Genomic DNA, 24,640 nt, shown 5'->3' on the forward strand with positions numbered 1-24,640 from the left:
CGGATATGACCTCTTGAACCAAAGACCGTGCTGCGACGCCTAACCGGCAACGCAACCGAACCGGTCCCCCTCTTATGTCGTCTATCATCGAGCTCGTCATCGATATCGCTGTCGAACTCGTCTCCGATTGGACGACCGCGAAATGGCCACTCGTCGGCGAGGCCGTGGGGCTGGTCTGTCTTGTGATCGGTGCGCTCGTCGCGGGACGGTCGTCGTCCGGCACCGACCGCGTCCAGGCGTTCGGCCTGCTGGCCGCAATGGTCATTGCATTTGTCGCTTTGTTGCTCTACCGCGCCTGGCGCCTGCGTCGCGCGGCGGCAATGCCGACCGAGCGATTGCCATGAGTGTGACACCGGCGATGCTCGGCGCCACTACAGACTGAGGAGACGCACCGATGCCGGACTGGATCTTGCCACTGCTGTTGATCGTCGCGATCCTGGCGTTCCTGTATCGCGCCTTCCTGCACACGCCGCGGGCGCCGCCCAGCGGCAGGAGCCACGAAGAAGGCGTGACCAATTACTGGGACGTGCACCGCGATCGCTGACGGATGTCGATGCGCGGCGCCGCAGGATCTGACACCGCGAATGGCAGAACAACCAGCCGGAGCGCGTGAGCGCCGTCACTTCCTGACGTATTTTCGTGTCGTCAGCACCGGATCGATGCGCCTAGCTTCGGCGATGTCGCGGGCGCAGCCGGCAGTGTCGCCGATCGCTTCCCGGGCGCCGCGCTGGATCAGCGACGACGCATCCTCCGGATCGAGGAGAAGGGCTTCGCTGAAATCGGCAATGGCGCGCGCAGGCTCATTCTTGGTCTGCCAGGCGCTGCCGCGGCTCCAGAACGCGACGGCCTCCGTGGGATGGTGCTGGAGCGCGGCATCCGCATCGCCCGCCAGCAGATAATCGATCGATCGGCTGACATACAGCATGGCCTGGTCGGCGCCGCGATAGTGATCGCGCGCGATGGCGCGGGTGCAGGCGGCGATGGCGCGATCGTCGGTGTCGCCAATGCAGGTGTCGTAATCGCCTGTCGGGTCGGGCGGTGTCGGCGTGGCGGCCATGGCCTGGGGCACACCGAGGCCAGCGATCAGCGCGGCACAACCAACATGCGGAAGCGGGGCAGGCGCAGTGGCGGGGTCGCAGGCATCATGGGCGCTCGGCAAAGGGGCGGGACGGCGGTTCCCCTTGGTCGGCGGCGTCAGCTGAAAGGTTCGACGGCGCGCGCGTAAGCAGGATGGAAGTGACAATCGCCATGAATGACCTGAGCGTCATTTTCACCGAGCGTGGCGACCTCGCGCATGTCGCATTTCGCCGGAACCTGAAAACCGCAAGCGGTCTAGTGCAACTCGTCGCGCGAAATCGGCAGGTGCAATTGCGCCGCGCGCTCCTCACGATCCTGCTTGCGAAACTCGGTCTCGCGCCGCTCAAAGGCGTGCATCTGTTCGTGCGCTTCCTGCTGTAACCGCACGTGTTTCGTCATCGGTTGTTGAGTATGTCTCATCACGCCAGCTCCGTGCCCTGACGATTACCACGCGATAACGTCACGCTCCGCCAGCGGTTCACTGTTCCAGATCAAATTTGACGTCGCTCGCGACAAGATTTCCGGCTCCTTGTTGCTGGTCACCGCGCAGGCGCGCTTAATGTTATCGGATCAACAAATAGGATGATATGCCCATAATTTGAACACAGTTCGTTCTGACTATGTTCCTACAACGAGGAGGCGATGATGGACAGGGACGAACCGGCAGTGGCGAGGGTTTTAGATAGGGCGCAATGCGTTCGCGGGGCGTTTGGTTGGCTCATGGGATCATGGATTGTGTTGCGGGCGATCGCGGCGGTAGACGGTAGACGGAGGGTGACGGTCGCGGGTTTTCTTCTACTGTTAGTCTCGGCACTGCTACGATTTTGGCCTTGCGTTTCACCCTGATGAATTCCGTCGAGACATCACGCCGTCGTCGGACATGACGATAAAACCTAGGTTACGGTGTCGTATTCCAACTCGCGTTCAAAAGCTGAATCATCAAATTGGATTTCCAGCTCTGAAAGCTAATCGTGAGTATTGTCGAGAGTTGACACATGCTCATGGCGCACGTTGCGATGCTGATTTCCGCGCTGTGCCGGTAGATGCCACTGGCGACCTCTACGTGCTCAGCCGATCGCAGCACCTCTAAAGAACACCGTTACGCAAATTGATTTGCCGCCGACCTGAACTTGTCGACAATTAAGCGCATAAAACGCACTTCTCGGTCGAAGGAGGCTTGTATGAACTTCTTTGCAATCCTGCGAGAGGCATTCGGCCGCGCCCGACCGGAAGCCGACGTCGACAATGAGAGAGCTCATGAGTGAATTTGTGAGGCTTCTGCAAACTAACGGCTACGACAGCAACAAACCGCCCGAGAGTAGTTCCAAGCATCCGAGGCATGGGTGGTGCCCTGACGACGTTCAGTGATGCTTTTTTCTCCGCGGAGAAGGACCTGAGGCCAGGCTTCGTTCCAGGCCGCCATCACAAAGGGCGATGTATCGATCTTGCCCCGAGCCACGGCCAATGCAATCGGCATGGCGGTATCGCGAAGGTGACCATCCACTAGTTCCGAACTCGGGATAGGTGGTGGTTATGGGATGTGGTCGGCCGGCTTCTCAGTCGGCGTGAAAGTCCATTCCTTTACCATCCTTGATGCCTTCGCCTTCCCATCGGCCATCGTCAGCTTCAAGCTTGGAAATCAGCGAGTAGCCGGACTGCAGGACCTTCGCTATCACTTGCGCCATTCCTGCGCACATACGTTCAGACAACGGCCCCGAGTTCGTTGCCGAGGCGCTCCGGGATTGGATCGGCACCGTCGGAGCCAAGACCGCTTACATCGAACCTGGAAGTCCACGGGAGAATGGCTATTGCGAGAGCTTCAACGGCAAGCTGCGCGATGAGCTGCTCAATGGTGAAATCTTCTACACATTGAAGAAGGCCCAGATCGTGATCGAAAACTGGCGACGTCACTACAACACGGTGCGTCCACATTCATCTTTGGGATATCGACCGCCGGCACCCGAGGCTCTCGTCTGGCCAACACAAAGGAGATAGTCAAAATGCAATCTCTAAACTAACATTCCAATCGGACCACTCCGCGGGGGGCCGGTCACCGTTTAAGAAGAACAGGAATGAGGAACTTTCTTATTAGGCTGAGCATTTTTATCAGCCGTCTTATAACTTCGGAGATTGCGCAAACTCTTCAATTGTATTTTCCTTACCGTCCTCGTGCAAAGGGAGGCGCGGATGCTGGAAAGAGCGACAATTGTCGAAGACGAGATCGACGTCGAACAAGTGGTTCTCAACTACCAACGTCTGATCTGCGAGGCGCTGAATCAGATGGAAGTTGCCGAGGTTCGCCAGCTCATATTGGAGATAGAAGGCGAGCTGGACAAGACGGGGAGTTCGGCGTCGCCTATGCGACGACAGGCGGCGGAAGTGCTTCGGCGTGCGAGACGACTTCCAGTAGGGCCGGACCGTAACGAGCTTCGACAGATCGCGCACGCATTGCTCTGGCTCGAAGAGAAAGGCCTGAGCCTGAAGGCCCTGCGCCGGGTGGAGGACCGATCAAAGTCAGAGCCAACGGAGTCCTGACCGTGCTATGCCTCCCTAGGGACAGGGGGCGCCGAATGCTGCATCGAACGGTCGCGTATGACGTTCAAGATGTCCAACTGGGTCGTTGGCGCTGGAACATTTATCCTGGCAATCGCACGGTGCAGGGGCCGGTCAAGTTCCGCTCGCGCGAGCTCGCCGTCGAAGCCTGCCACGGTGAGATCAATGATGGGATCGAGCGAACGCGGCGACAGGCGGGACGGTAGCCATCGGCCGGCACGCGGAAGCCCCAAAAACAGGACCAGCTTCAGGATCAGGTTGCGCGCCGGAAAGTGGGGATTTCTCAATATGTTCTTGTCGGCAGAGAGCCTGCGCTTGGTGCATGCCAGCGCTTTCCTTTTGGGCGCGAGAGAGTGACAAGAACCAAAAACAGGAACTCAACCTTCGGTCAGTATCAGGCAACTAAGTAATAAGGTGCTGTAAACGTTATGATATTTGTCTGCTCACAACGCCGGCATGGACCGATTTTGTAAACCGAAGGTCGGGAGTTCAATCCTCTCAACCGGCACCATCCTATCAACAGCTGGGCCGCCGTATCATTTGAGGTGTCCCTGAACCGGTCCCCAACCGGGAATTTCCTGATTGATCCAACGCCGTACGAACCCTTGCGAGTGTCTCGCGAGAGTGGATGTCTCGTTCGTCCCGCACTGCCTGTTGCCTGTTGCCGAGCTTTAAAAGCGACCGCCGGGCGTAATTGGTGGCCTCGTCGATGTTCATGGGCGCCTCGGCCAAAGGTGTCTCTGCCCTTACCCGACAAATACCCATAACGCTGCCAGGAAAGATGCCGTCCCGAATGAGAGGGCGCCTGCGCAAAGGGCGCGCACGAACAGCTCCCGCTCGTGACTGTGCTTGAAACACTGCCGGGTAAAATACTGGTGAGTGAAATGGTCTTCCATCTCCGCCTCCCTGAGTGAGGACAGAGAATCTGCTTCGTGATTCGCCGTCAAGCGGAGGTCGTGTTACTCTCTCAAAATAATGTCTGCGGCAATTTGAACCTTTTTCCTGATAGCGCGACATAAGCGCTTCTCGTGAGTAAAGGATCCTCGCATGACCTTTCGCGCGTCCGTCAGCTGGCTTTTCGGAAGCATCGCAACACCGGCATCCCAAGAGCGCGCCAGGCAATTGAATGCGTCGATGGACGAGTTTGTCCGGCTGCTCCACACTAACGGCTACGACAGCAAAAGCCCCGCCACTCTAGAAGATGTGGCAGGGCTTTCGGAACGTCCATCCTGCGCTCAGGACGTTCGGCGTTCCAACCAAAACCTGTGAGGGCCGTTTCCAGGTTACTGCCGGCGGTACCGCGATCGGCTTGCCCGTGTCCTCTTCGGTGCTGCACGGCCAAATTGTATAGCCGTCCTCCAACACCGTCTTGCCGTCCACAACGTCAACGAGTCCGGCGTCGTCGGCATGTTGCCAGACGTCCTCATCGGTCGGGAATTCCCGGCTGAGCTTCTGGTCGTTTTCGAATAGCGCGGACGGCATGTGGCATCGCCGTCACTGCAACGCGAGAGGCCGACTCGTTCTCCATCAGTTCGCGTTGTCGCTCACCCTCGCGTGATTCAACGGAAGTAACAGCGTCGTGCCGCCACAGCGCGTCCGTTGTCTGGGGATAGCCGATCTAGCGGACGCAACGGCCGTGGCTTGTCTGCCGTCAGGAATTTCGAGAGTTCAAGGCATGCGACCACTGCGGCAAACCCTGTCGCAATTCGCCGCGCCCGTCGAAGACTCTGACATGGAATTCATACCGGCCGGGAACGGGAAGGGCGTTGGCGTCCGGCTAGGTCCGGCACCTAGACATTCGTCTGCTCCATATTTGGCAAACCTATCGCACCTTATTTCGTACAAGTGTCCGCAGACGTGCTTACGTGCTCGACAAGAGGGCACCAGATGGACACACCGAAGAACCCGCATCTTGAACTGCTGGGCTATGTTGCGGCGGAGCATGGTATAAACGGCTGGTTCTGCGTGTTTGATCGCAGTGAACAAGATGCAAGTTGGCACGACGGCGGGCCAAAGCATCAATGGCTGGTAAAATTTATGCCGAGCGGGCCGGGGCAAACGACAAGGACAAAAGCCGCTGCGCTGGACCTCGCAAGGTTAAGCGCTTCGACCACGATTGACCAAATTGCCTGGTGGAAGTTGGCCGCGCAATGACGCCAGCAACGCACGATAAACTCAGCGAGGACGAGTTCGCTGCGTTGACGCAACTGAGCAAATCATTTGCTCGTGGCACAGTCATGGAGCAAATAAGCAGCCGACTTGTGAAATTGGGTTATGCCAAGAAGTTCATGAGCAATCTGATGATCACGGACAGCGGACTCGCGCGACTGGCATTGGGGCAGAACGGTAGCTAGGAATCGAATGACCGGCGATGACTCAAGAAAGCTACAAGTCGGCACCCGAGTATGCTGGATGAGCGATAAGAAAGACGCGGGAACTGTAACCGAAAAGACCTGGTCCGGTATCGTCATCAAGTGGCACAGTCGCGGCACTCAAACAATATTGCACAATGATATGGCTGGCGTCTCGGTGATATGACGCGGGCACAGGGGCGCCATGAATATAAAACTATCCAGGCCATTAGCCATCGCGTGCGTGATGCTGGCTGGCTTCGTCGGGTGGATGCTATCCGGCAGCACAGTTGAATCGATTTGCAACTACGATTGTCCAGCGGAAACGCCGTTGGCTGGTAGATGAACGGCAACAGTTGAACGCATCAGCCAGCCGCGAGGATTGCGAGTCGAGGCTGAGCGCCGTCAGGAGTTGTCGAACGTCAAGCCGGGATCGGTATAAACCGGACTGGCCGACTACCGCTCTGACCAAATTCCAAAACTAATGATTTCAATTGGGTGCTGTCCGCTGGAGAGAGCGGCTCGCTCAACCGGCACCATTCTTCAATCCGCCCGTGGAGCCTCGGTCAGAAACAGGGATACGCCCGGCCGTCCTGGCCGCGATAGGCCGCGGCTGATTGCTTGCAACGGGCGGCGAGGGAACCGTCGTAATAGGCGAAGGTGCCCGGCTGCAGGCCCGGTCCGTAATTATGCCCGAACTGGATCCGGTAGGGCTGGCCGGGTGCGGCAAAGACGAAGCTCTCGGCGCTGTGATGATGCTTCCAGTGCCGTGCGAAGGCCGGGGTCGTGACCAGCGTCGACAGGATGATGGCTGCACTGAGAAACTTCATCGGGGCTCTCCGGATATGACGACTGAAACCTCTGAGATAGACAGTGGCAGAGAGGATCAGATCACGTTGCGACGGCGATGCGCAAGATCTGCGCGGCGCTCTTGCAGCGGCTTTCAACCCGGATCGCAACGCGAGGCCAACCCGTTGCGTTAACGAATCCACACCGCAGTCCGACGCATTTGAACTTCGCCTGAGGCTTGCGCGTTAGGCTTACCGGCAGTTTAGACCGTGCTTTTAACCCATCCTGCCGGGCGTTCGAATATCGTACCGCTCAGATGCAGGACATGGCCATGCGTACCCTTTCAGCACTGCTTTTCGTGATTGCGACGACCCTGCCAGCCGCAGCCGCCGACGGCTTCAACATCGTCGTGCCCGGCCGTCCGGGCGTGCCGATCATCATCAACGGTGTCGATGCCTCCTATCGCATGATCGAAGGCGACTGGGGCCTTGATCGCGGCATCCATATTCAACCGACGGTCTATGGCGGTCGCTACATCGATCCGGTCCCGAATGTCGGGCACTACTATCCAAGCCTCGGCCACAAGCCAGGCTACGGACGTCTGGAGATCGAGCCGCCGGCCAATCGCAAATTGCCGCAGCCGGCCGAGAGTTTCCACGAAAACTGGTCGGCGAGATCCGCACCGATGGAAAGGCAGAACGAAGTGCCGTTCAATCCACCGGAGGTCATTATTGCGCCGCCGCAATTCAGGCGCTGACAGCCAATCTACAAAAATGAAAAAAGATCACCGACAGGAGAGAGTAGTTATGCGTAACGTGATTTCGAAATGGGTTGCGGCGTTTGCCGTTGTTACCGCCACTGCCGGCGCTGCGCCTGCGATGGCCTGCGGCGGTGGTCTGTTTACCTCGGGCGGCTGCTCGCCTTGCGGTCAGGCTTATGTCAGCCCCTGCGGCCAGAGCTATGGCGCAGGCTACGGTTACGCCGGCGTTGCGGCCTATGAGCGGCTCCCCGATCCAACGCCGGTGACGCGTCAGTATTACTACGTCAATCAGGGCCCGAGTTTCAGCGGCCCGGGCATGTTCGCTCCGGTCCCGACCTATCAGGAGACTGCGATCGGCTGGCGCGGCTACGGTCAAGGTTACGGCTATCGTCGCGGCTATTACGGCGGCCCTTATGCCAATCCGGTAAACTACTCCTATGGTCCGGCCTATCGTGCGCCTGCGATCTACAGCTATCCGCAGCGTTCGCACTACCGCGCGCGTCCGAGCTATCGCTACGGCTACAGCATGCAGCCGCGCATTCGTTACGGCTATTCGCAGCGCGGCTACGCATCGCGCACCGGCTATCATCACGCGCATCGTTATGGCGCGCCGAAGGTGATGTATGCGCCGCGCGCCGCAGGACCGCGTGCGGCAGCACCGCAGCGTGGTTATCATCAGCCGCAGCAGCGCCACATGCACTGATCCGAACGCAACAAAAAAGCCCGCGTGCAGCGATGCGCGCGGGTTTTTTCGTTTACGGTCGAGATTCTTGTTTCGACGTGTTTTCTTGAGCGAACCGGGACCCAGTTCGCTCGAAAACGCTTTAACCCATCAGGCCGAGTTTGCTGGCGCCGACATAGAGCGCGAGCACGGCGGCATTCGACACGTTGAGGCTCTTGATCTCGCCGGGCATGTCGAGCCGCGCGACGATGCTGCAGGTCTCCCGCGTCAACCGTCGCAAGCCGCTGCCTTCGGCGCCGAGCACCAGCGCCAGCGGCTGCTGCAGCGGGATCGCGCTGATGTTTTCGCTGCCTTCGCTGTCGAGGCCGACGGTCATGAAACCGAGGTCGTTCAACTCGTTCAGCGCCCGCGCCAGATTGGGCACGGTGATCATTGGAACGAGTTCCAGTGCGCCTGACGCGGATTTCGCCAAGACACCGGTGGCTTCCGGGCTGTGCCGCGCCGTAGTGATGATCGCCTTGACCGCAAAGGCGGCGGCCGAGCGCAGGATGGCGCCGACATTGTGCGGATCGGTGATCTGGTCGAGCACCAGCACGATGCCGTCCTGGGACAGGCTGTCCAGATCCGGCGATTCCAGCGGCTCGACCTCGGCCAGGAGGCCCTGATGCACGGCATCGGGCCCCAGACGGCGGTCGATCTCGTCCGGCCGCACCAGAACAGGCGCCACGCGGGTGTCGATTTTCTCCTCGGCGAGGCGCCGGGCGGCGTTTTCGGTCAGAATCAGCTTGAGGATTTTCCGCTGTGGATTGGCCAGCGCCATGGTGACGGTATGCCATCCATAGAGGATGGCCGGGCCGTCGCCGCCGCCGGATTCCCGGCCGCGCCGGGGCGGGCGCCGTCCGTGATCCCGGCCCTGATCGCGGGATTTATCCCGGGTTTTATCGCGGCCTTGGCCACTCTGGCCGTCGCGTCCCTTGTCCGGGCCGCGCTGAAATCGCTGTTTTCGGTCTCGCTCGCTCATGGCTGGCTTGTCTCACGCATGCCGAATAATGGCAATTTAGAGTGCCGAAAAGGAGGGCTGGAAGGGCGGATATTCCTGCCCGGGTCGGTTGACTTTGCCCCATCGCTTCCGTCATAAACGCGCCAACCGGGAGCCCGTTTACGGGCGCGCGTTTTAACGTCATCCATGGCCGTCCAGCCACTGTTTTGGTGGGACTGCCGTGTTGGACTTAGGTCTTGTTGGGCTTGGGTTCCGATGGCGTCAGGCGGGGGAGTGTCCCGAGTGGCAAAGGGAGCTGACTGTAAATCAGCCGTCTTATGACTTCGAAGGTTCGAGTCCTTCTTCCCCCACCATCTTCTTTTCGCTAGCGAATTTCCCCTGACGGGGTCGAGCTTGTAAGCAATCCTGTAAGCAATTCCATTTTCAGTGTTTGTTCTTCGATTAGCGCTCACTGAAAAGGTGTTGAGATGACCGGCGATCAATCGAGAAAGCTGACAGTCGGCGCTCGCGTCCATTGGAAGGCCGACAAAGCCGACGCCGGCACGGTGACTGAGAATACCTGGAGCGGTGTCGTCATTAAGTGGGACAATCGCGGGCCTCAGGCGATCATGCATAACGACATGGTCGACGTCTCGTCCGACCATTGAGCCGAGAACTATGGTACGCTCGTCTTGGGGAATGGGGAGTGCGCCGAATGTTACACCGCACAATCAAGTATGACGTTCAAGAGGTCCAGCCGGGGCGTTGGCGCTGGAATATCTATCCCGGCAATCGCACGGTGCAGGGGCCGGTGAAGTTTCCCTCGCGCGAGCTCGCTGTCGAAGCATGCCATGGCGAGATCAATGACGGCATCGAGCGGACCCGGCGACAGGTAGCGCGGCGGTAGGCAATGAAAAACCCGCCGGTTAGGGCGGGTTCTCCAGTTCTGTTTAGCTTACCTTCTTGAACTTCGGTGGCGGTGGCAACAGCCGAGGCAGGTACGGGAGTGCGGCCGGATCTCGGGAACGGAAGTATTCTTCCGAATGGTTCGGGATCCAGACCGTGTCCACGAACTCGATATAGAGCGGAAGCATTGAGTTGGGATATTGCCGTGCATCACCTTCCCACTGCGGCGTCTTGTGCTGGTAGTAGCTGATGCTGCCGCAGAGCTTCGGATGGTTCAGCTTCAGCCAATCGGAGAAACGCCGTCCGACAGCATTGTCGGGCCGAATCTCCTTCCCGTCCGGTGCACGGTCGGCGATGACGTGGCCGACCTGCTCAAGAAGGCCCCACAAGCGAACAGTGAGCTCGTTGATGACCGAGAAATACCCGCTCTCGACGCGGTCCCAGTTATCGTTGCAGCGCCGGATGAACGCCGGGATTTTACCGCCGTATCCGCCAGTCTTGCGGATGGAAGGCAGTACCTCCGAGGTGACCCACTTCTTGAAACGCTTCGCTTCCGGCTTGCGAGAGGTATCATCACGTTCGACACGCAAGGGCTTCACGAACAGACAGGTTGCGAACAGACAGGTTGCTTTCAATGAAAAAAATTATGACGATCGGCGCTACGGCGCTTCTTCTTGCCGGTGCCACGATGTCGACTGCTTCCGCCGAAAAATCCCGCGTGCGCCATCCTAGCCAAAGCGTCAACACGGAGCAGGGCATGACTACTGGATCTGCCCGCACGTACACAGGTGGGAACGCCCCGATAAAGGGCAACAACGGCAATTCAGGGCAGGGCGACAACTCGCTCGGCAACATCAAGGGCGGGAACGTCGGAGCCGGCAAGTAAAGTAGCCGACTGGCAGCAGCCGCATCGAAAAGCCGTCCGGTGTAAAGCCCGAGCGGCTTTTTCGTTTAGGTTGCCACAACGAGCTTGATTCACCATGCAAGGCTGATCGCGATGCCAAACCTGAGGAAGCCAACAAAGCCGCGAAAGCAAACGTTCAGCAGAACTGACAGGACGTCTACGAGTGTCAGCCTCGAGGATGCCTTCTGGGAAGCCTTGACGGAAATTGCAAGCGAAGCAGGGATGTCTCGGCTTGCACTGATTAGGCGGATAGATTGCGACCGGGTTCACTTCAACCTTACGTCAGCTATCCGAGTTTCCGTTGTGGAGCATTTTATTGCCAAGTACCGCTCTGCAACCGGCGCCAATGGCCGCACTCCATCCTGAGAAGAAGAGCGAGGCCGCCGCGTTCCGTTAGGGGCCTCTAAGGCAGAGTGTGCGGAGATGGCGTAAACAAGCACTCATTCTGGGACAGCTTGGTCCTGAGGCGACAATCCCAATATTTCTCGACCATGATAGCCGCTATCAAGATAGTGAAACACACGAGGCAAAACACCGCCAGCCGACTTTCTGCTTTCATCCCGACATTTCACCCGACGGGGGAGGGAGGCGATGGGGAACTATTTGCACTGTCCAGTCAAACGACGGTTCGCGGTCTCTTTTGTGCAGTAAGAGCTACAATACTTCCCACCAGACTTTTCACATCTGGGCATACACTCCGCCCAAGTGCAAAATGATTTGGGTGCAGGCTTCGCGTTAGCAGTGCCTGAACTAGCAATAACCAGAACAATGAATGTTGCTGCGATGCGCATTTCTACACTCCTGCAAGTGCATGCCGCCGGCAATTGGCCGTCATCATCGTCGTCCATTGCCGCTGTCTTTACAATCTCGATCACGCTTTGCGGTCGGGAATCTTTCTTTAAGGTTCTCCCGATAGCCTTCAGCTCAAGCGGCACTGTAATGCGTACCGCTAGTTGGTAGACGAAGAGACAAACCCGCCGGAGCGAGCCGGCGGGTTTTCTTTGGAGGCGGCAGTGGCATCAGCAATTCAGCTTATTGTCAGGGCATATATCCAGGTCGGTGATCGGGCCGCGCTGGTCGGTCTGCTGGATCATCGAAAGCGCATCGCCAAAGACCTGCGAAGCCGGACCGGTTTTGATTTCCGCGTGCCGTTAGATGCTGTCGAGACTGAAACCGAGGTCATAGAGGCAGGCTTGGCCAAATACGACGGCCCGCCGCCCTAATATCCCGGTGCGTGCTCTTCTTGACTCTCCGCGGCTTCATGCGACGTTGTGCCGATAGCAGCAGGGAGAGCGATGTGGCGACTGGTACAGTAAAGTGGTTTAACCCTAGCAAGGGCTTCGGCTTCATTCAGCCAGATGCCGGCGGCAAGGACGTGTTTGTGCACATCTCCGCTGTAGAACGGGCGGGATTGAGCACGCTCAACGAGGGTGCAAAGGTCAGCTACGAAGAACAGGAAAACCGCGGAAAGACGTCGGCAGAAAACTTGCGCGTCGGCTGATTGCGGCGACTGTCGACCGAGATTTCGACCCGCCGGATTTGTCCCCCGGCGGGCTTTCATTGTCATCCGCACTTCCCGCAAAGTGAGAACTGCTGCTCGTATGTTCGTGCTTTGCGCTGTATCAAAATTTAAATGCAGCTGCGGAACGTAAGGACAACAATCACAACGCCGAAGCCTCCTCTGTTCAGAAGAATCCCGGACTGAGATCGAGGCCATAAGTCATGGCCAGCAGCGATACGAAGAGACCCGCCGCTCCGAACCAGACTGGATGCAACCACCGTGGAGCTTGTGTTGCAGGTGCGTAAGTGGCTGTCGGTTGGTTAAGTGCTGTCGGCATGATGACCTCTCGATGCTCGCCCCACCATATGTGCGGCAGGCCGTCGCGGAGGTTCAGCCTAAAGCGACGTTTTTTGAGAAGATCGAAGAGATGGTCCTCTCGTCATTCTACCCGGTGGCGGGAGAGCGTCCTGAGGCCTAATCACATGCGCATCAGTAAGAGCCGTCCTTTGGCTCCTCGTGCGTCTGAAGGATCAGCGCTACGCTGAAGAGGAAGATGCCTAACGTCAGAAGATCGAAAAGATGGTCTTGCATCCGGCCATTTTACCCGATGAGCGGGAGGGCGTTACCGCGAGAGGCGTGGTGTTCTCGCCAGAGCGTCGGACCCTCATCGGGCTGGTCCCCGATGTTCGGCGGCGAGTCAAATCTTGGATCGAAGCGCCCTTTTAGCCGATGTTAGTTCAGCAAACATTGATTCAATCGGCACGTCGAACAATTGGCAAATCTGGTAAAGTCGGTGGGCCGTTATCCGGTTTTCCCCTGCTTCATATTTTTGAATCTGCTGATAGCTCACGCTAACGGCGTTGGCTAGCGAACGTAGACTAAGTCCTTTTTCGACACGAATGTCGTGGATGGCCTGACCTATCGCGCAATCAACGTAGTTGGGTTTTCGCGGCAAATGCCGTGTTTTCGAGACTTTCATACGTAGACGACGTTATTTAGAGGGGCCAAAATCCAGCTGAGGCATTTCGATCTGTGGGATGTCGATCTTGACGTTGGTGGTGTCGACGGCGGTGTTGTCGATCCAGTATGTGACGAGGCCCGGCCAGTAGATGACGATGATCACCAGAATGATCTGCATGCCGACCCAGGGCATGGCGCCCCAGTAGATGTCGCGGCTCTTGACCTCTGGGGGCGCGATGCCGCGCAGATAGAACAGCGCAAAACCGAACGGCGGATGCATGAAGGACGTCTGCATGTTGACGCAGAGCAGCACGCCGAACCAGACCAAATCGATTCCCAATTTGCTAGCGACGGGAGCGAGCAGTGGAATGATGATGAAGGCGATCTCGAAGAAGTCGAGGAAGAACGCCAGGAAGAATACGAAAATATTGACGAAAATCAGGAAACCCAGCGCGCCGCCGGGCAGGCCGGTCAGAAGATGCTCAATCCAGCGTGCGCCATCCATGCCTTGGAACACCAGGCTGAAGCACGTCGAGCCAATCAGGATGAAGACCACCATGGAGGTCAGGCGCATCGTCGAGGTCATCGCCTGTTCGACTAGCGGCCAAGTCAGACGGCGATGCAGAGCAGCGAGCCCCATGGCGCCGACGGCGCCCATGGCGCCAGCTTCGGTCGGCGTGGCGAGTCCCATGCCGATGGTGCCGAGGACCAGGAAGATTAGTACGATCGACGGGATCATGCCCCACAAAACGCGGCTGACCAGCTTCCAGCTCATCGGCTCGCGGGCGTCTTCCGGCAAGGGCGGCATAGCATTCGGCCGCAGGAACGACAGCACGACGATATAGAGGATGAAGATTACGACCTGCAGGATTGAGGGACCGATGGCGCCGAGGTACATGTCGCCGACGGAACGGCCGAGCTGATCCGCTAGCACAATGAGAACCAGCGACGGCGGAATCAACTGGGTGATCGTCCCGGAGGCCGCGATCACGCCGGTGGCGAGCTTCATGTCGTAGCCGTAGCGGATCATGATCGGCAGCGAGATTACGCCCATGGCGATGACCGACGCGGCGACGGTGCCGGTAATGGCGCCGAGAATGGCGCCGACCAGGATGACCGCATAAGCCAGACCGCCCGGAATCTTTCCGAACAGTTGGCCTGTGCCTTCCAGCAAATCTTCAGCGAGGCCGCAGCGTTCGAGAATGGCGCCCATGAAGGTGAAAAAGGGGATCGACAGCAATAGGTCGTTGGAGACCGTCCCGTAGAACCGGAACGGCAAGGCCTGCAGGAACGACGGATCGAAGTGCCCGGTGAAGATGCCGATGATGCCGAACGACAGGCCGACAGCGGCCAGCGAAAAGGCGACCGGAAAGCCGATGATCATGAAGCAGATCATCGTGCCAAACATCAGTGGAGGCATCACGCCGTAGGAAAACATCGCTCGTCCTGACTATCGCAAAGCTTGGAAGTGAAAGGCTTGGAAGTGAGAGTATTGGCGCACGGTCGTGGGCGACAAAACCTGTGCCGAAACGACAGTCGCTGCTATTGCAGCGGCGCCTCATAATGGGTGTCGATCTTGACCACGCCGGCGAGAGCCGCAACCCGCTTGGCCAGCTCCGCCGCGCCCTGCAGGAACAGCAATGCAAATCCCACCGGCAAAATCAGTTTGACCGGCCACAGGATCAGGCCACCGGCGTTGCTAGAGATTTCCTGCAGGCGCCAGGAGTTCAGGAAGAACGGTACGGTCATATAAGTCAGGTAGGCCATGGCGGGCAGCAGGAAGATGATGATCCCGAAAATGTCGATCAGCAAACGGGCGCGATCGGTCACGGCCGAGTAGAGCAGGTCGACCCGGACATGCTCGTTCATCCGCAGGGTCTGGGCGGCGCCAAGAAACACAATCCCGGCGAACATGTACCACTGGATCTCAAGCCAGCCGTTGGACGAGTAATTGAACAGATAGCGGATCGTCGCATTGCCGGCACTGACGATGCAGGCCAGCAGCACCAACCATTTGGCGACGTATCCAAATACATCGCTCAAGCTGTCGATCAAGCGCGTGATTTTGAGTAAGTTCACAGTTTCCCCCGTCATCGCTGCAGCGCGTGCCTTATTTTCCTAAAGGAAAAGCACCCTTCCGCTGAACGAAGTCACGGGTTGGACCATTTCAGCGTGTCAAAATGCCGTCAATCGGAAAAAGGACAAATTGACGCAAAGGCGCAGTTATGTACCAATTCCAGCCTATTAGACCTGAGCGCGGGTGAGCGTCTGGTTCGGCTGATTGGAGAGGGAGCAAATTGGAATGCTCTCTAGCCCGGCAAGTGGTGACCTGCCGCGCTCCTATTCCACCTGCGCTGAGGTGACCCACGCGATCTCACATGCTACCGTTGGCACTCGGGAGACCTTGCCGGGGCCGGTAAGATGGCATGCCAACCTATCTCGTTCGAATAATTGAGACCCGTGATCTCGTCGGGTCTTCTCTGCCGATAATATCGTTCAGCTCATCGATATCGTTGACGAATGCACCGAGCCCGATGAGTGCGAGTATACGCGCATGGGCCCTGGCGGTATCATGTGGGCGAGCCCGGCAATACCGATCCCGATCGCGATCCCTGAGGATGCCGACGGCGGAGAGCCGGATCCCATGCCATGGAGTGACGCCAGCGTTACTGAAACTTGGTGGGATTACTTCTACGGATACGCGAGCTATCGCTGGAAGCGCTTCTTTCCTGACGATCCGCCGAAGCCTAAACAGCCGGTGCTGCCGCAGCGACCGGGGCCAGGGCATGTGGTACCGTTCAAGAAGAAGCGAAAGTGAGGGAATTTCTTACGGGGCTCAGCCTTTTCAAGGGGACGAATGAGACTGTAAATCAGTCGTCTTATGACTTCGAAGGTTCGAGTCCTTCTTCCCCGACCATCGTCTTTTCATTGACGAATTGGCCCCGCGGGGCGGTGGCAGGCAATTCGATTTTCGGTGTTTGTTCGCACGTTCATGCTGTGTCGATCCCGCCTCCACCAACGTTTCATCTTTTGGACGAGATATCTTTCAGATCCATCTCATCGATCGCAGAAGGGCTAGCGTAAAAAGCCCGCCGGTGAGGCGCGATGGTGGAGGTGCGCGAGACTTTGAGCGATGCGTTAACCTTTCGTTAACCACGTCAGTCCAGCCTCCGGCTATGCGGTGGATCGCGACTCTTGGGGAACCGGTGACCGCAGAGAGAAGCCGTCCGGCTCGGACCCGGACGGCTTCTTGCCCAACATCAATTTTCCGCCGGGCCACTCAACGCGCAACGTCGCCAGAGCGGAATATAATCGCTCGGCGACGCTGGCTTAATTACTGGGCCGCACAATCCCCAGTTCGGGTATGTGTGGTGAACCCCTCAAAAGGTTCAACGCATTCGACCGCTTTTTATCATCCAATATAGGTGAGGCAGCCAGTCGCCAGAGGCCACCCGCAGCTCCAAAGTTAGCAACGGATGGCCTTCCGAATGGCGCGTGGGCATCTATATTGAAGTTGAGCGTGGCCGGAATTGGTAGCCGCGCTGGTTTTGGAAATGGCCGCAATAATCATTTTCAAACAAGTGAGGCACAGCCTCGTGGGAGTTTGTCGATGCACAGCGCCTACATCAACGGGAAAGATATCAGAACCGGCACGGTGATCTCTGTCGCCGCCAAATCGGTCGCGCCGGGAGAAATTCTTGCGCTCGAATACCCAAACAAAAGCCGGGTGTCAGGCAAGGTCATCTCAGCTTCGCACAACGAGCTCGAAGTCGAGATCAATTCGGAGGGGTGGCGGCTGCGTCCACACGCTCCGAGTGATGATACTATCCACAATGACCTGTCCAACGAAGATGCGTCATTCTGGACAGTTCAGGCCAAGCTTTAAGCTATTGGTCCTGGCCTGTTTCCGACCTCTGCGGCCGGTTTGATTTCACGAGTGGCCGAACCAGGAATATGATCGACCAGGCACTGAAGGGACGAAGCGATGACCTCAGCCCTTTCGCAAGTCGCCGCTGTAGCGGCTGGCTTGGCCCTATGCGCCACCGCCTTCATCGTTACGCCGCGGAGTCCCCTGAAGGGCGTGACCGTCGCGGTCACCTTTGGCATTGTGGCAGCTCTGCTCATAACGGTGGCGCGCAATTTCGGGTAGCAAAAAGCAGGGCCGCCTCAGTGGACGGCCTCTTTCGTTCTAACGTTGCTGCGAAGAACGATGAACCAGAATGCGTCCCAGCCACCAAAAACATCTCACGCAAATTTATGCGAGACGTTCTTCGTGACCGTATAGCAGGCGAGACCTTCGGTGCCGCCTTCGCGGCCATAGCCTGAATCCTTGACGCCGCCGAATGGCGTTTCGGCCGTCGACGCCACGAAGTGGTTGATGGTGAGGTTGCCTGTTTCGACGTCGTTGGAGATGCGTTGCACATTGTCGGCTGATGTCGTGAAGGCATAGGCGGCGAGGCCGAAGGGAAGCGCATTGGCCCTGGTGATGGCTTCGTCGAGATCGCGTACCGGATTGATCAGTGCCAGCGGGCCGAACGGCTCTTCGTTCATTGCCAAGGCATCGTCGGGTACGTCGGCCAGCACGGTGAGCGGATAGAAATAGCCGCGATTGTTGATGCGCTGGCCGCCGGCGAGTACGCGCGCCCCGCGATCCCTTGCATCCGACACCAGTCGTTCCATCGCCGCGATACGACGGCCATTTGCCAGCGGGCCAAGTTGCGTGGACGGGTCCATGCCGTTGCCGATCTTCAGTTTCGCGGCGCCTTCCGCAAAACTCCTGGCGAAAAGTTTCGTAATGCTTCTCATGGACGAAGAAGCGCGTCGGAGCGACGCAGACTTGGCCGGCATTGCGCGATTTGGTGACGACTGACGCGGCTGCCGTGGCGACCGGATCCGCATCTTCGCAGACGATGACTGGGCCGTGGCCGCCGAGTTCCATGATCGCCGGCTTCATGTACTGGCCAGCCATGGCGGCGAGATGTTTGCCGACTGGCACCGAGCCTGTGAAGGTGATCAGGCGGATCGCCTGATGCGGTACCAGATAGCTTGAGATTTCGGCGGGATCGCCGAACATGAGATTGAGCACGCCGGGCGGCAGGCACGCATCGTGGAAGGCGCGCACCAACTGCAATGCACCGGCCGGAGTTTCTTCCGAAGCTTTCAGGATGATCGAGCAGCCCGACGCCAACGCGCCGGCAACCTTGCGGGCCGGTGAGCTCGTCGGGAAATTCCATGGCGAGAACGCCGCCACCGGGCCGATAGGCTGGCGATACACGGTGTGATGCAAACCGGGGCCGGCCGGGATCACACGGCCATACATCCGCATGCCTTCGGTGGCATCCCATTCGATGATCTCGGCGCCGCGCAGGATTTCGAGCTTGGCCTGTTCGAGCGGCTTGCCCTGTTCGAGCGTCATCGCCAGGGCCATCTCGTCTACGCGCGAACGGATCAGCGCGGCGGCTTTCAGGATGATCTGCGCGCGCGCATTGGGCGCGGTCTTGCGCCAGACGTGGAAGCCGCGCTGCGCGGCAGCCAGCGCATCGTCGAGATCGGCGCGGGTGGCATGCGGCACGGTGCCGAGCACGCTCTCGTCCGCGGGATTGACGATCGGTGTGCCCGAAGCCCGGCGCCAATGTCCGTCTACGTAAAGCTCGATCTCTGGATAGGCCATTCGCAAGTCCGCTTTCTTGATTGCTGGAGACGGTTGACTCCGCCTCGCTTGCGCGGCATCAAACATATGTTGATATAATAGAACAAGCGTTCTGTCTGATAGAACAAGATGGAATTGGATCAGATCGACGATGCGCGCGGGCGGGCGACACGAGACGGCGACGATGGCAGCGGTGGACGCCGCGACGCGTGCCGTTCCTGTGCCCGTCATCGCCTGTCGGATGCACTGAGCCACAAGGCCTCAAGAAAAAGGGGTGGGAGCAGAGACATGACAGGGCACAAAGCCGCGTGGTCATTCACACGCCGCGCAGTGATCGCAGGCACATTCGCCGCAAGCGCGATGGTGCTGATGCCGGCACACGCGCAGGACGGCTATCCGAGCAAGATGATCCGCCTGCTGGTGCCGTTCCCGGCCGGCAGCGCCACCGACGTGGAAGCGCGCTTCCTCGCCGAGAAGGTCGGCGTCGTGCTCGGCCAGAAGATCCTGGTCGACAACAAGCCGGGCGCCAATGCCAATATCGGTGCCGCCGAAGTCGCGCGCGCGGCGGGCGATGGCTACACGCTGTATCTCGCCACCAACTCCACCCATTCGGCCAATTTGCATCTCTACAACAAAATGCCGTTCGACCCCGTCGCCGACTTCACGCCGATCGCGCGGCTGACGCGCAATCCGCTGGTGATGGTGGTCAACAAGGATTTCCCGGCGAAGGACCTCAAGGAGTTCATCGCCTACGGCAAGGCCAATCCCGGCAAGCTGAGCTACGGCTCGGGCAACACCGGCAGCATGGCCGCCGCGCAGCTGGTGCGATCGCTCGCCGGCATCGATGCCGTTCGCATCTCGTATCCCGGCACACCGCAGGCGATCACCGACCTGCTCGGTGGCCGCATCGAATTCGTCATCACCGACGTCGCGGTGACGCGTGAATTCATCAACAATGGCAGCCTGCGTGCGTTGGGCGTGACGACGGTGCAGAGGGTCGCGTCGCTGCCCAACGTGGCGCCGATGGCCGAGGTCGGTCTGCCCGGCTACGACTTCGCCGCCTGGAGTGGTCTGTTCGGTCCGAAGAACGTGCCGGCCGACGTGGTCGAGAAACTCAACAAGGCGTTCCTGCAGGTGATGGCCACGGATGAAGCGAAAAAGTTCTTCGCCGATATCGGCCTCGAGCCGGATGTCTCGTCGCCCGCCGGTCTCGCCGAGCACGTGACCAAGCAGACGGAATTGTGGGGGAAGATCATCAAGGAGTCCGGCCTTGAAAAAATCTGATCCTGTCAGCTCTGCATTCGAACAGCTCCCGACGCTGCTGGAGCGCGATGCCGCGTTGATCCAGCGCGGCCGCTTGCTCGATGTCGATTGCCTGCTGGGCTCGACCGAACACAGCTATCACGTCGCCATCCGTGCCGGCCGCATCGCCGACATGGTGCCGGCGCCGGTGCTCATGCGCTCGTGGACGTTCGGCTATCGCGCCACGCCCGAGGCGTGGACTGCGTTCTGGCAGCCGATGCCGAAGGCCGGCTGGCATGACCTGCTGTCGCTCACCAAGCGCGGCGCAGCCACGCTGGACGGCGACATCAAGCCGTTCATGACCCATCTGCAGTATTTCAAGGATCTGCTGGCTTTGCCGCGCGGTGCGGGAGGTGCGGCATGACCGGTTATATCGAGCCGATGGTCGGTCGCTACGTGCATGTCGATATCGACGGCACAATGCACCGGATCTATTTCGAGGAAGCAGGGCAAGGCATTCCGCTGGTCTGCCTGCACACTGCGGGCTCCGACAACCGGCAGTGGCGCTACCTGCTGGCCGACGAGGAGTTCACCAAGCACTATCGCATCATCGCTTTCGATCTGCCCTGGCACGGCAAGTCAAATCCGCCCGCCAATTGGGACGGGTCCGAATATCAGCTCACCACCCAACGCTACACGCAGACGATCCGCGCGTTCTGCAAAGCGCTCGATCTCAACAAGCCTGTCGTGATGGGCTGCTCGATCGGTGGCCGCATCGTGCTCAATCTCGCCATCGATCACGCCCGCGAATTCCGTGCGCTGATCGGCCTCGAAGCCGCCGATTTCCAGGCGCCGTGGTACGATACAGCGTGGCTCAACCGTCCCGACATCCATGGCGGCGAAGTCTGCGCCGCGCTGGTGTCCGGCCTGGTGGCGCCGCAGTCGCCGGCCGAGGCGCGCATGGAAACCCTGTGGGCCTACAAGCAGGGTGGCCCCGGCGTGTTCAAGGGCGATCTCTATTTCTATCGCGTCGATGGCGACCTGCGTGGCCGCACCACTGCGATCGATACCAAGGCCTGTCCGCTCTATCTGCTTACCGGCGAATACGATTTCTCGTGTTCGCCCGAAGACACCGTGCGTACGGCGTCTGGCATCACGGGGGCAGAGGTCACGGTCATGGAGCAACTCGGTCATTTTCCCATGAGCGAGAACCCTGCGCAGTTCCGGCGTTACATCGCGCCGGTGCTCGCGACGATCCAACAAAAACACAGTTCCTGAGGAGGGGCATCCGATGAAAGCATTGAAGAGCGTATTGTATCTATCCGCCGCACTCGTGCTGTCGGCGCATGCAGCGCGCGCGGCCGAAACCATCAAGATCGGCGTGCTGAACGACCAGTCCGGCGTGTTCGCTGACAATGGCGGCACCGGCTCGGTGGCGGCGGCGAAGCTCGCGGCCGAAGAGTTCGGCGGCGAGATCAACGGCCAGAAGATCGAGATCGTCACGGCCGATCACCAGAACAAGCCGGACGTTGCCGCAGCGACCGCGCGCCGCTGGTTCGACACCGAGAACGTCGACATGATCGCCGATGGTGCGGCGTCGTCGGCAGGATTCGCGATCCTCGAGGTGGCGCGCCAGAAGAACAAGATCTTCACCATCAGCGGCCCCGGCTCGTCGGACTTCACCGGCAAGGCCTGCTCGGCGACCAGCTTCCACTTCAACTACGACACCTATGCCCTGTCCAAGCTGACCTCTGAGGCGATCACCAAGGCCGGTGGCAACACCTGGTATTTCATCTCGGCCGATTATGCCTTCGGTCACGCGCTGCAGCGTGACGCCACCAAGTTCATCGAGGGCGCCGGCGGCAAGGTGATCGGTTCCTCCGCGCATCCGCTGGGGACCACCGATATGGCGTCGTTCCTGCTGCAGGCACAGGGCTCCAAGGCCAAGGTCGTCGGCCTCGCCACCTCGGGTGCCGACGTGCAGACCGCTATCAAGCAGGCCGGTGAATTCGGCATTGTCGAGAGCGGTCAGCAGCTCGCCGGTCTTCTGGTGTTCATCACCGACGTCAATGCGCTCGGCCTCAAGGCGACGCAGGGATTGCAGGTCACGACCTCGTTCTATTGGGATCTCAACGACGAGACCCGCGCCTGGACCAAGCGCTATTTCGCGCTGACCAATAACAAGGTCCCGAGCATGGTGCAGGCCGGCGTCTATAGCGGCGTGCATCACTATCTCGCCGCCGTGAAGGCCGCGGGCACCAAGGACCCGGCCGTCGTCGCCAGGAAGATGCACGAGATGAAGGTCAATGACATGTACAACAAGGGCGTCACCGTGCGTCTCGACGGCCGCGTGTTGCACAACATGTATCTGGTGCAGGTGAAGAAGCCGGAGGAATCGAAGTACAAGTTCGATTACTACAAAGTCATCACGACTGCGCCTGGCGAACAGGCGTTCCGCCCGATGAGCGAAGGCAACTGCCCGCTGGTCAAGGGCTAGGCACCACGACATCGCGGGTGCAGCCTGGCTGCGCCCGTTTCTCGATCTCTATTGGAATGAACACGAAGGAATACGGCATGGTGACTGCCATTGGTTTTATCGGTCTGGGCGTAATGGGCGAGCCGATGTGCCGCAATCTGGCCCGCAAGTCGGGCGTGCCGGTGTTCGGCTTCGATCGCGCCGACGCGCCGCTGCTGCGGCTCGCGGAAGCGGGCGTCAAGCGCGCAAATTCACTGGCCGAACTGGCTGGGCAATGCGACGTCATCTTCATGGCGCTGCCGAGCGGCAAACATGTCGCTGCCGTGTGCGACGGCGATGACGGTCTGCTCGCGCATGCCGATGCGCGCCATACCATCGTCGATCTCGGCACCTCGCCGGTCGAGGCCAGCCGTGAACTCGCCAAGCGCTTCGCCGCCAAGGGCGCAGCCTATGCCGACGCGCCAATCGCGCGGACCCGTCAAGCGGCCGAAGAAGGCACGCTGAGCGTCATGGTCGGTGCCGATGCCGCCATCTTCGCGAAACTGCAGCCACTGATCGCGACCTTTGCCACCGACATCACCCATTGCGGCGATATCGGCGCTGGCCAGGTGGTCAAGATCCTCAACAACATGGTGCTGATGGAGACCGTCGTCGCGCTGGGCGAGGCGCTGGAGACGGCGAAGCGCGCCGGCCTCGATCCCAAACTGGTGTTCGAGACGCTGGCCAAGGGCTCGGCCGACAGTTTCGCGCTGCGCAACCATGGCATGAAGGCGATGCTGGCCGACATCTTCCCCGAGCGCGCCTTCTCCACTGAATATGCCCGCAAGGACATCTCCTATGCGCTCGATCTCGCCAGATCCGTGAACGTCAAGCTGCAGGGCGCGGAACTTGCCGACAAGCTCCTCGGCGAGGCGATTGACGCCGGTGACGGCGACCTCTACTGGCCGGTGATCGCGCGCGTCATCAAGGCATCGCGCCCGGCCTGATCGGGGAATTCCATGAAGAAGCCCGCGACCAAACCTGCAACGATAGATGTCCCGGTGCGTGAAGCCGGCGAGGGCGTCGCCGCCGTCGAGCGGGCTTTGTCCATCGTCGCGGCGCTGGAAACTGCCGACCAGCCGATGACGCTGGCCGAGCTCGCTGTTCGTACCGGCTTCTACAAGAGCACCATCCTGCGGCTGCTGGGTTCGCTGATCCCGACCGGCTATGTGACACGGCTGCCGGACGGCAGCTACGATCTCGGCCCCACGGCGTTCCGACTCGGCGTCGCCTTCACCCGCAAGAATGCGCTCGGGCATCACGTGATGCCGGCGCTGCAGGAGCTGGTCGATCGCGGCACCGAAAGTGCATCGTTCCATGTGCGACAGGATGCGGACAACCGCGTCTGCCTGTTTCGTGTCAATTCGCGCCATGCGACGCTGGATCGCGTCGAGGCCGGCCACAGCTACGCGCTACTGCGTGGCGCCGCCGGTCACATTATCCTCGCTTACGATGGCAGCACGGGTCCTCGTTACGACGCCATCCGCACGGATGGTTTCAATGTCTCGCTCGGCGAGCGCGATCCGAGCTGCGCCGCGGTGGCGGCGCCGGTGTTCGGTCCGCGTGGCATGCTGGTCGGTGTGATCTCGCTGTCGGGGCCGCGCGAGCGTTTCGGCGAGGTGGAGATTGCGGAAATGAAGCGTGTGCTCGGCCCTGTGGCCGAGAAGCTTACAATCAATCTGGGTGGCGAATGGCCGGTTTATCGACGCTGACAATTTTGCGCGCGGCCCGAAGCTGCACAGGAACGGCCTGATCCATGGCGACGACTTTA

General features: G+C 59.5%; 32 protein-coding genes, 1 tRNA gene and 2 pseudogenes. 25 read left to right on the forward strand and 10 right to left on the reverse strand.

What is annotated here, in order from left to right:
• Positions 1–74 precede the first annotated feature (74 nt).
• The gene (locus CIW50_RS24660) at positions 75–344 is read left to right on the forward strand and encodes a hypothetical protein (RefSeq protein ID WP_149533814.1); all 270 of its coding nucleotides are present in this window, start codon (positions 75–77) and stop codon (positions 342–344) included.
• A gap of 50 nt (positions 345–394) precedes the next feature.
• Positions 395–544 carry a hypothetical protein gene (locus CIW50_RS29215; protein WP_172980457.1) on the forward strand — a complete coding sequence of 50 codons (150 nt, stop codon included), beginning with the start codon at positions 395–397 and terminating at the stop codon, positions 542–544.
• Positions 545–619: 75 nt separating this feature from the next.
• Here CIW50_RS29215 and CIW50_RS24665 read toward each other — a convergent pair whose 3' ends face one another.
• The gene (locus CIW50_RS24665; RefSeq protein WP_149533815.1) at positions 620–1,057 is read right to left on the reverse strand and encodes a tetratricopeptide repeat protein; all 438 of its coding nucleotides are present in this window, start codon (positions 1,055–1,057) and stop codon (positions 620–622) included.
• A 191-nt stretch (positions 1,058–1,248) separates the two neighbouring features.
• Here CIW50_RS24665 and CIW50_RS29220 point away from each other — a divergent pair, with 191 nt between their 5' ends.
• The 3 genes and pseudogenes from CIW50_RS29220 (at position 1,249) to CIW50_RS24680 (ending at position 3,612) form a co-directional block, all read left to right on the forward strand.
• Entirely contained in the window at positions 1,249–1,458 is a 210-nt protein-coding gene (locus CIW50_RS29220) for a hypothetical protein (RefSeq protein ID WP_172980458.1), read from the forward strand.
• Positions 1,459–2,760: 1,302 nt separating this feature from the next.
• A pseudogene (locus tag CIW50_RS24675) lies at positions 2,761–3,072 on the forward strand (integrase core domain-containing protein); the annotation flags it as partial.
• Positions 3,073–3,264: 192 nt separating this feature from the next.
• On the forward strand, positions 3,265–3,612 hold the full coding sequence (locus CIW50_RS24680) for a hypothetical protein (protein ID WP_149533816.1): 348 nt from the start codon (positions 3,265–3,267) through the stop codon (positions 3,610–3,612).
• A 1,212-nt stretch (positions 3,613–4,824) separates the two neighbouring features.
• Here the strand turns inward: CIW50_RS24680 and CIW50_RS24685 are convergent.
• Positions 4,825–5,112, reverse strand: coding sequence for a hypothetical protein (locus CIW50_RS24685; protein WP_149533817.1), 288 nt, complete (start codon positions 5,110–5,112; stop codon positions 4,825–4,827).
• Positions 5,113–5,517: 405 nt separating this feature from the next.
• On the opposite strand from CIW50_RS24685, the gene CIW50_RS24690 reads away from it, so the two are divergent.
• Positions 5,518–5,784 (forward strand): hypothetical protein, encoded by a 267-nt coding sequence (locus CIW50_RS24690; RefSeq protein WP_149533818.1) that lies wholly within the window; start codon positions 5,518–5,520, stop codon positions 5,782–5,784.
• Positions 5,781–5,984 carry a hypothetical protein gene (locus CIW50_RS24695; protein ID WP_149533819.1) on the forward strand — a complete coding sequence of 68 codons (204 nt, stop codon included), beginning with the start codon at positions 5,781–5,783 and terminating at the stop codon, positions 5,982–5,984. Before CIW50_RS24690 ends, CIW50_RS24695 begins: the two co-directional genes overlap by 4 nt.
• A 563-nt stretch (positions 5,985–6,547) precedes the next feature.
• Here the strand turns inward: CIW50_RS24695 and CIW50_RS24700 are convergent.
• Entirely contained in the window at positions 6,548–6,811 is a 264-nt protein-coding gene (locus CIW50_RS24700) for a hypothetical protein (RefSeq protein ID WP_149533820.1), read from the reverse strand.
• A 290-nt stretch (positions 6,812–7,101) separates the two neighbouring features.
• On the opposite strand from CIW50_RS24700, the gene CIW50_RS24705 reads away from it, so the two are divergent.
• Positions 7,102–7,527, forward strand: coding sequence for a hypothetical protein (locus CIW50_RS24705; RefSeq protein ID WP_149533821.1), 426 nt, complete (start codon positions 7,102–7,104; stop codon positions 7,525–7,527).
• Positions 7,528–7,576: 49 nt separating this feature from the next.
• Positions 7,577–8,233 carry a hypothetical protein gene (locus tag CIW50_RS24710; RefSeq protein WP_149533822.1) on the forward strand — a complete coding sequence of 219 codons (657 nt, stop codon included), beginning with the start codon at positions 7,577–7,579 and terminating at the stop codon, positions 8,231–8,233.
• A gap of 121 nt (positions 8,234–8,354) precedes the next feature.
• Here CIW50_RS24710 and rlmB read toward each other — a convergent pair whose 3' ends face one another.
• Positions 8,355–9,233, reverse strand: a complete 879-nt coding sequence (gene rlmB / locus CIW50_RS24715) for a 23S rRNA (guanosine(2251)-2'-O)-methyltransferase RlmB (RefSeq protein WP_149533823.1) — start codon at positions 9,231–9,233, stop codon at positions 8,355–8,357.
• A gap of 246 nt (positions 9,234–9,479) precedes the next feature.
• Between rlmB and CIW50_RS24720 the strand changes: the two genes are divergently transcribed.
• The 3 genes from CIW50_RS24720 to CIW50_RS24730 all read left to right on the forward strand — a co-directional run bounded on the left by CIW50_RS24720 (position 9,480) and on the right by CIW50_RS24730 (position 10,098).
• Positions 9,480–9,565, forward strand: a tRNA-Tyr gene (locus CIW50_RS24720).
• 114 nt (positions 9,566–9,679) lie between these two features.
• Positions 9,680–9,859, forward strand: a complete 180-nt coding sequence (locus CIW50_RS24725; protein ID WP_149533824.1) for a hypothetical protein — start codon at positions 9,680–9,682, stop codon at positions 9,857–9,859.
• A 47-nt stretch (positions 9,860–9,906) separates the two neighbouring features.
• On the forward strand, positions 9,907–10,098 hold the full coding sequence (locus CIW50_RS24730) for a hypothetical protein (protein ID WP_149533825.1): 192 nt from the start codon (positions 9,907–9,909) through the stop codon (positions 10,096–10,098).
• Between the two features lie 43 nt (positions 10,099–10,141).
• Here CIW50_RS24730 and CIW50_RS29900 read toward each other — a convergent pair whose 3' ends face one another.
• Entirely contained in the window at positions 10,142–10,687 is a 546-nt protein-coding gene (locus CIW50_RS29900) for a BRO-N domain-containing protein (protein WP_246664447.1), read from the reverse strand.
• Positions 10,688–10,731: 44 nt separating this feature from the next.
• On the opposite strand from CIW50_RS29900, the gene CIW50_RS24740 reads away from it, so the two are divergent.
• From CIW50_RS24740 to CIW50_RS24755, 4 genes are all read left to right on the forward strand, one after another.
• Positions 10,732–10,983 (forward strand): hypothetical protein, encoded by a 252-nt coding sequence (locus CIW50_RS24740; RefSeq protein ID WP_149533826.1) that lies wholly within the window; start codon positions 10,732–10,734, stop codon positions 10,981–10,983.
• Between the two features lie 111 nt (positions 10,984–11,094).
• Entirely contained in the window at positions 11,095–11,367 is a 273-nt protein-coding gene (locus CIW50_RS24745; protein WP_149533827.1) for a ribbon-helix-helix domain-containing protein, read from the forward strand.
• Between the two features lie 647 nt (positions 11,368–12,014).
• Positions 12,015–12,224: a hypothetical protein gene (locus CIW50_RS24750; RefSeq protein WP_149533828.1), complete on the forward strand. Its 210-nt coding sequence runs from the start codon at positions 12,015–12,017 to the stop codon at positions 12,222–12,224.
• Positions 12,225–12,298: 74 nt separating this feature from the next.
• Positions 12,299–12,502, forward strand: coding sequence for a cold-shock protein (locus CIW50_RS24755; RefSeq protein ID WP_149530643.1), 204 nt, complete (start codon positions 12,299–12,301; stop codon positions 12,500–12,502).
• Positions 12,503–13,199: 697 nt separating this feature from the next.
• Here CIW50_RS24755 and CIW50_RS29905 read toward each other — a convergent pair.
• From CIW50_RS29905 to CIW50_RS24770, 3 genes are all read right to left on the reverse strand, one after another.
• Positions 13,200–13,481 carry a helix-turn-helix domain-containing protein gene (locus tag CIW50_RS29905; protein ID WP_149533829.1) on the reverse strand — a complete coding sequence of 94 codons (282 nt, stop codon included), beginning with the start codon at positions 13,479–13,481 and terminating at the stop codon, positions 13,200–13,202.
• A gap of 12 nt (positions 13,482–13,493) precedes the next feature.
• Entirely contained in the window at positions 13,494–14,900 is a 1,407-nt protein-coding gene (locus CIW50_RS24765) for a TRAP transporter large permease (protein ID WP_149533830.1), read from the reverse strand.
• A gap of 104 nt (positions 14,901–15,004) precedes the next feature.
• The gene (locus CIW50_RS24770) at positions 15,005–15,541 is read right to left on the reverse strand and encodes a TRAP transporter small permease subunit (protein ID WP_502707536.1); all 537 of its coding nucleotides are present in this window, start codon (positions 15,539–15,541) and stop codon (positions 15,005–15,007) included.
• Positions 15,542–16,016: 475 nt separating this feature from the next.
• On the opposite strand from CIW50_RS24770, the gene CIW50_RS24775 reads away from it, so the two are divergent.
• The 3 genes from CIW50_RS24775 (at position 16,017) to CIW50_RS29225 (ending at position 17,612) form a co-directional block, all read left to right on the forward strand.
• The gene (locus CIW50_RS24775; protein ID WP_149533832.1) at positions 16,017–16,280 is read left to right on the forward strand and encodes a hypothetical protein; all 264 of its coding nucleotides are present in this window, start codon (positions 16,017–16,019) and stop codon (positions 16,278–16,280) included.
• Between the two features lie 792 nt (positions 16,281–17,072).
• On the forward strand, positions 17,073–17,348 hold the full coding sequence (locus CIW50_RS24780; RefSeq protein ID WP_149533833.1) for a hypothetical protein: 276 nt from the start codon (positions 17,073–17,075) through the stop codon (positions 17,346–17,348).
• 99 nt (positions 17,349–17,447) lie between these two features.
• A complete protein-coding gene (locus CIW50_RS29225) occupies positions 17,448–17,612 on the forward strand; it encodes a hypothetical protein (protein ID WP_172980459.1) in 165 nt (54 codons plus the stop codon).
• 95 nt (positions 17,613–17,707) lie between these two features.
• Here the strand turns inward: CIW50_RS29225 and CIW50_RS29635 are convergent, their stop codons facing one another.
• Together CIW50_RS29635 and CIW50_RS29640 are read right to left on the reverse strand one after the other, a co-directional pair.
• The gene (locus CIW50_RS29635; protein WP_246664448.1) at positions 17,708–18,268 is read right to left on the reverse strand and encodes an aldehyde dehydrogenase family protein; all 561 of its coding nucleotides are present in this window, start codon (positions 18,266–18,268) and stop codon (positions 17,708–17,710) included.
• Positions 18,269–18,287: 19 nt separating this feature from the next.
• A pseudogene (locus tag CIW50_RS29640) lies at positions 18,288–19,343 on the reverse strand (aldehyde dehydrogenase family protein); the annotation flags it as partial.
• A 57-nt stretch (positions 19,344–19,400) separates the two neighbouring features.
• Here CIW50_RS29640 and CIW50_RS24790 point away from each other — a divergent pair.
• From CIW50_RS24790 to CIW50_RS24815, 6 genes are all read left to right on the forward strand, one after another.
• Positions 19,401–20,396 carry a Bug family tripartite tricarboxylate transporter substrate binding protein gene (locus CIW50_RS24790; protein WP_172980460.1) on the forward strand — a complete coding sequence of 332 codons (996 nt, stop codon included), beginning with the start codon at positions 19,401–19,403 and terminating at the stop codon, positions 20,394–20,396.
• Positions 20,383–20,778 carry a hypothetical protein gene (locus CIW50_RS24795; RefSeq protein ID WP_149533835.1) on the forward strand — a complete coding sequence of 132 codons (396 nt, stop codon included), beginning with the start codon at positions 20,383–20,385 and terminating at the stop codon, positions 20,776–20,778. The genes CIW50_RS24790 and CIW50_RS24795 overlap by 14 nt, the downstream gene beginning before the upstream one ends.
• The gene (locus CIW50_RS24800) at positions 20,775–21,632 is read left to right on the forward strand and encodes an alpha/beta fold hydrolase (protein ID WP_149533836.1); all 858 of its coding nucleotides are present in this window, start codon (positions 20,775–20,777) and stop codon (positions 21,630–21,632) included. Before CIW50_RS24795 ends, CIW50_RS24800 begins: the two co-directional genes overlap by 4 nt.
• A gap of 13 nt (positions 21,633–21,645) precedes the next feature.
• On the forward strand, positions 21,646–22,851 hold the full coding sequence (locus CIW50_RS24805) for an ABC transporter substrate-binding protein (RefSeq protein ID WP_149533837.1): 1,206 nt from the start codon (positions 21,646–21,648) through the stop codon (positions 22,849–22,851).
• 77 nt (positions 22,852–22,928) lie between these two features.
• Positions 22,929–23,816 (forward strand): NAD(P)-dependent oxidoreductase, encoded by an 888-nt coding sequence (locus CIW50_RS24810; protein WP_149533901.1) that lies wholly within the window; start codon positions 22,929–22,931, stop codon positions 23,814–23,816.
• Positions 23,817–23,828: 12 nt separating this feature from the next.
• Positions 23,829–24,581, forward strand: coding sequence for an IclR family transcriptional regulator (locus CIW50_RS24815; RefSeq protein ID WP_149533838.1), 753 nt, complete (start codon positions 23,829–23,831; stop codon positions 24,579–24,581).
• The last annotated feature ends 59 nt before the right edge of the window (positions 24,582–24,640 follow it).

Origin of the sequence: Tardiphaga sp. P9-11, assembly GCF_008329525.1 — a bacterium.
Lineage (GTDB): Bacteria > Pseudomonadota > Alphaproteobacteria > Rhizobiales > Xanthobacteraceae > Tardiphaga.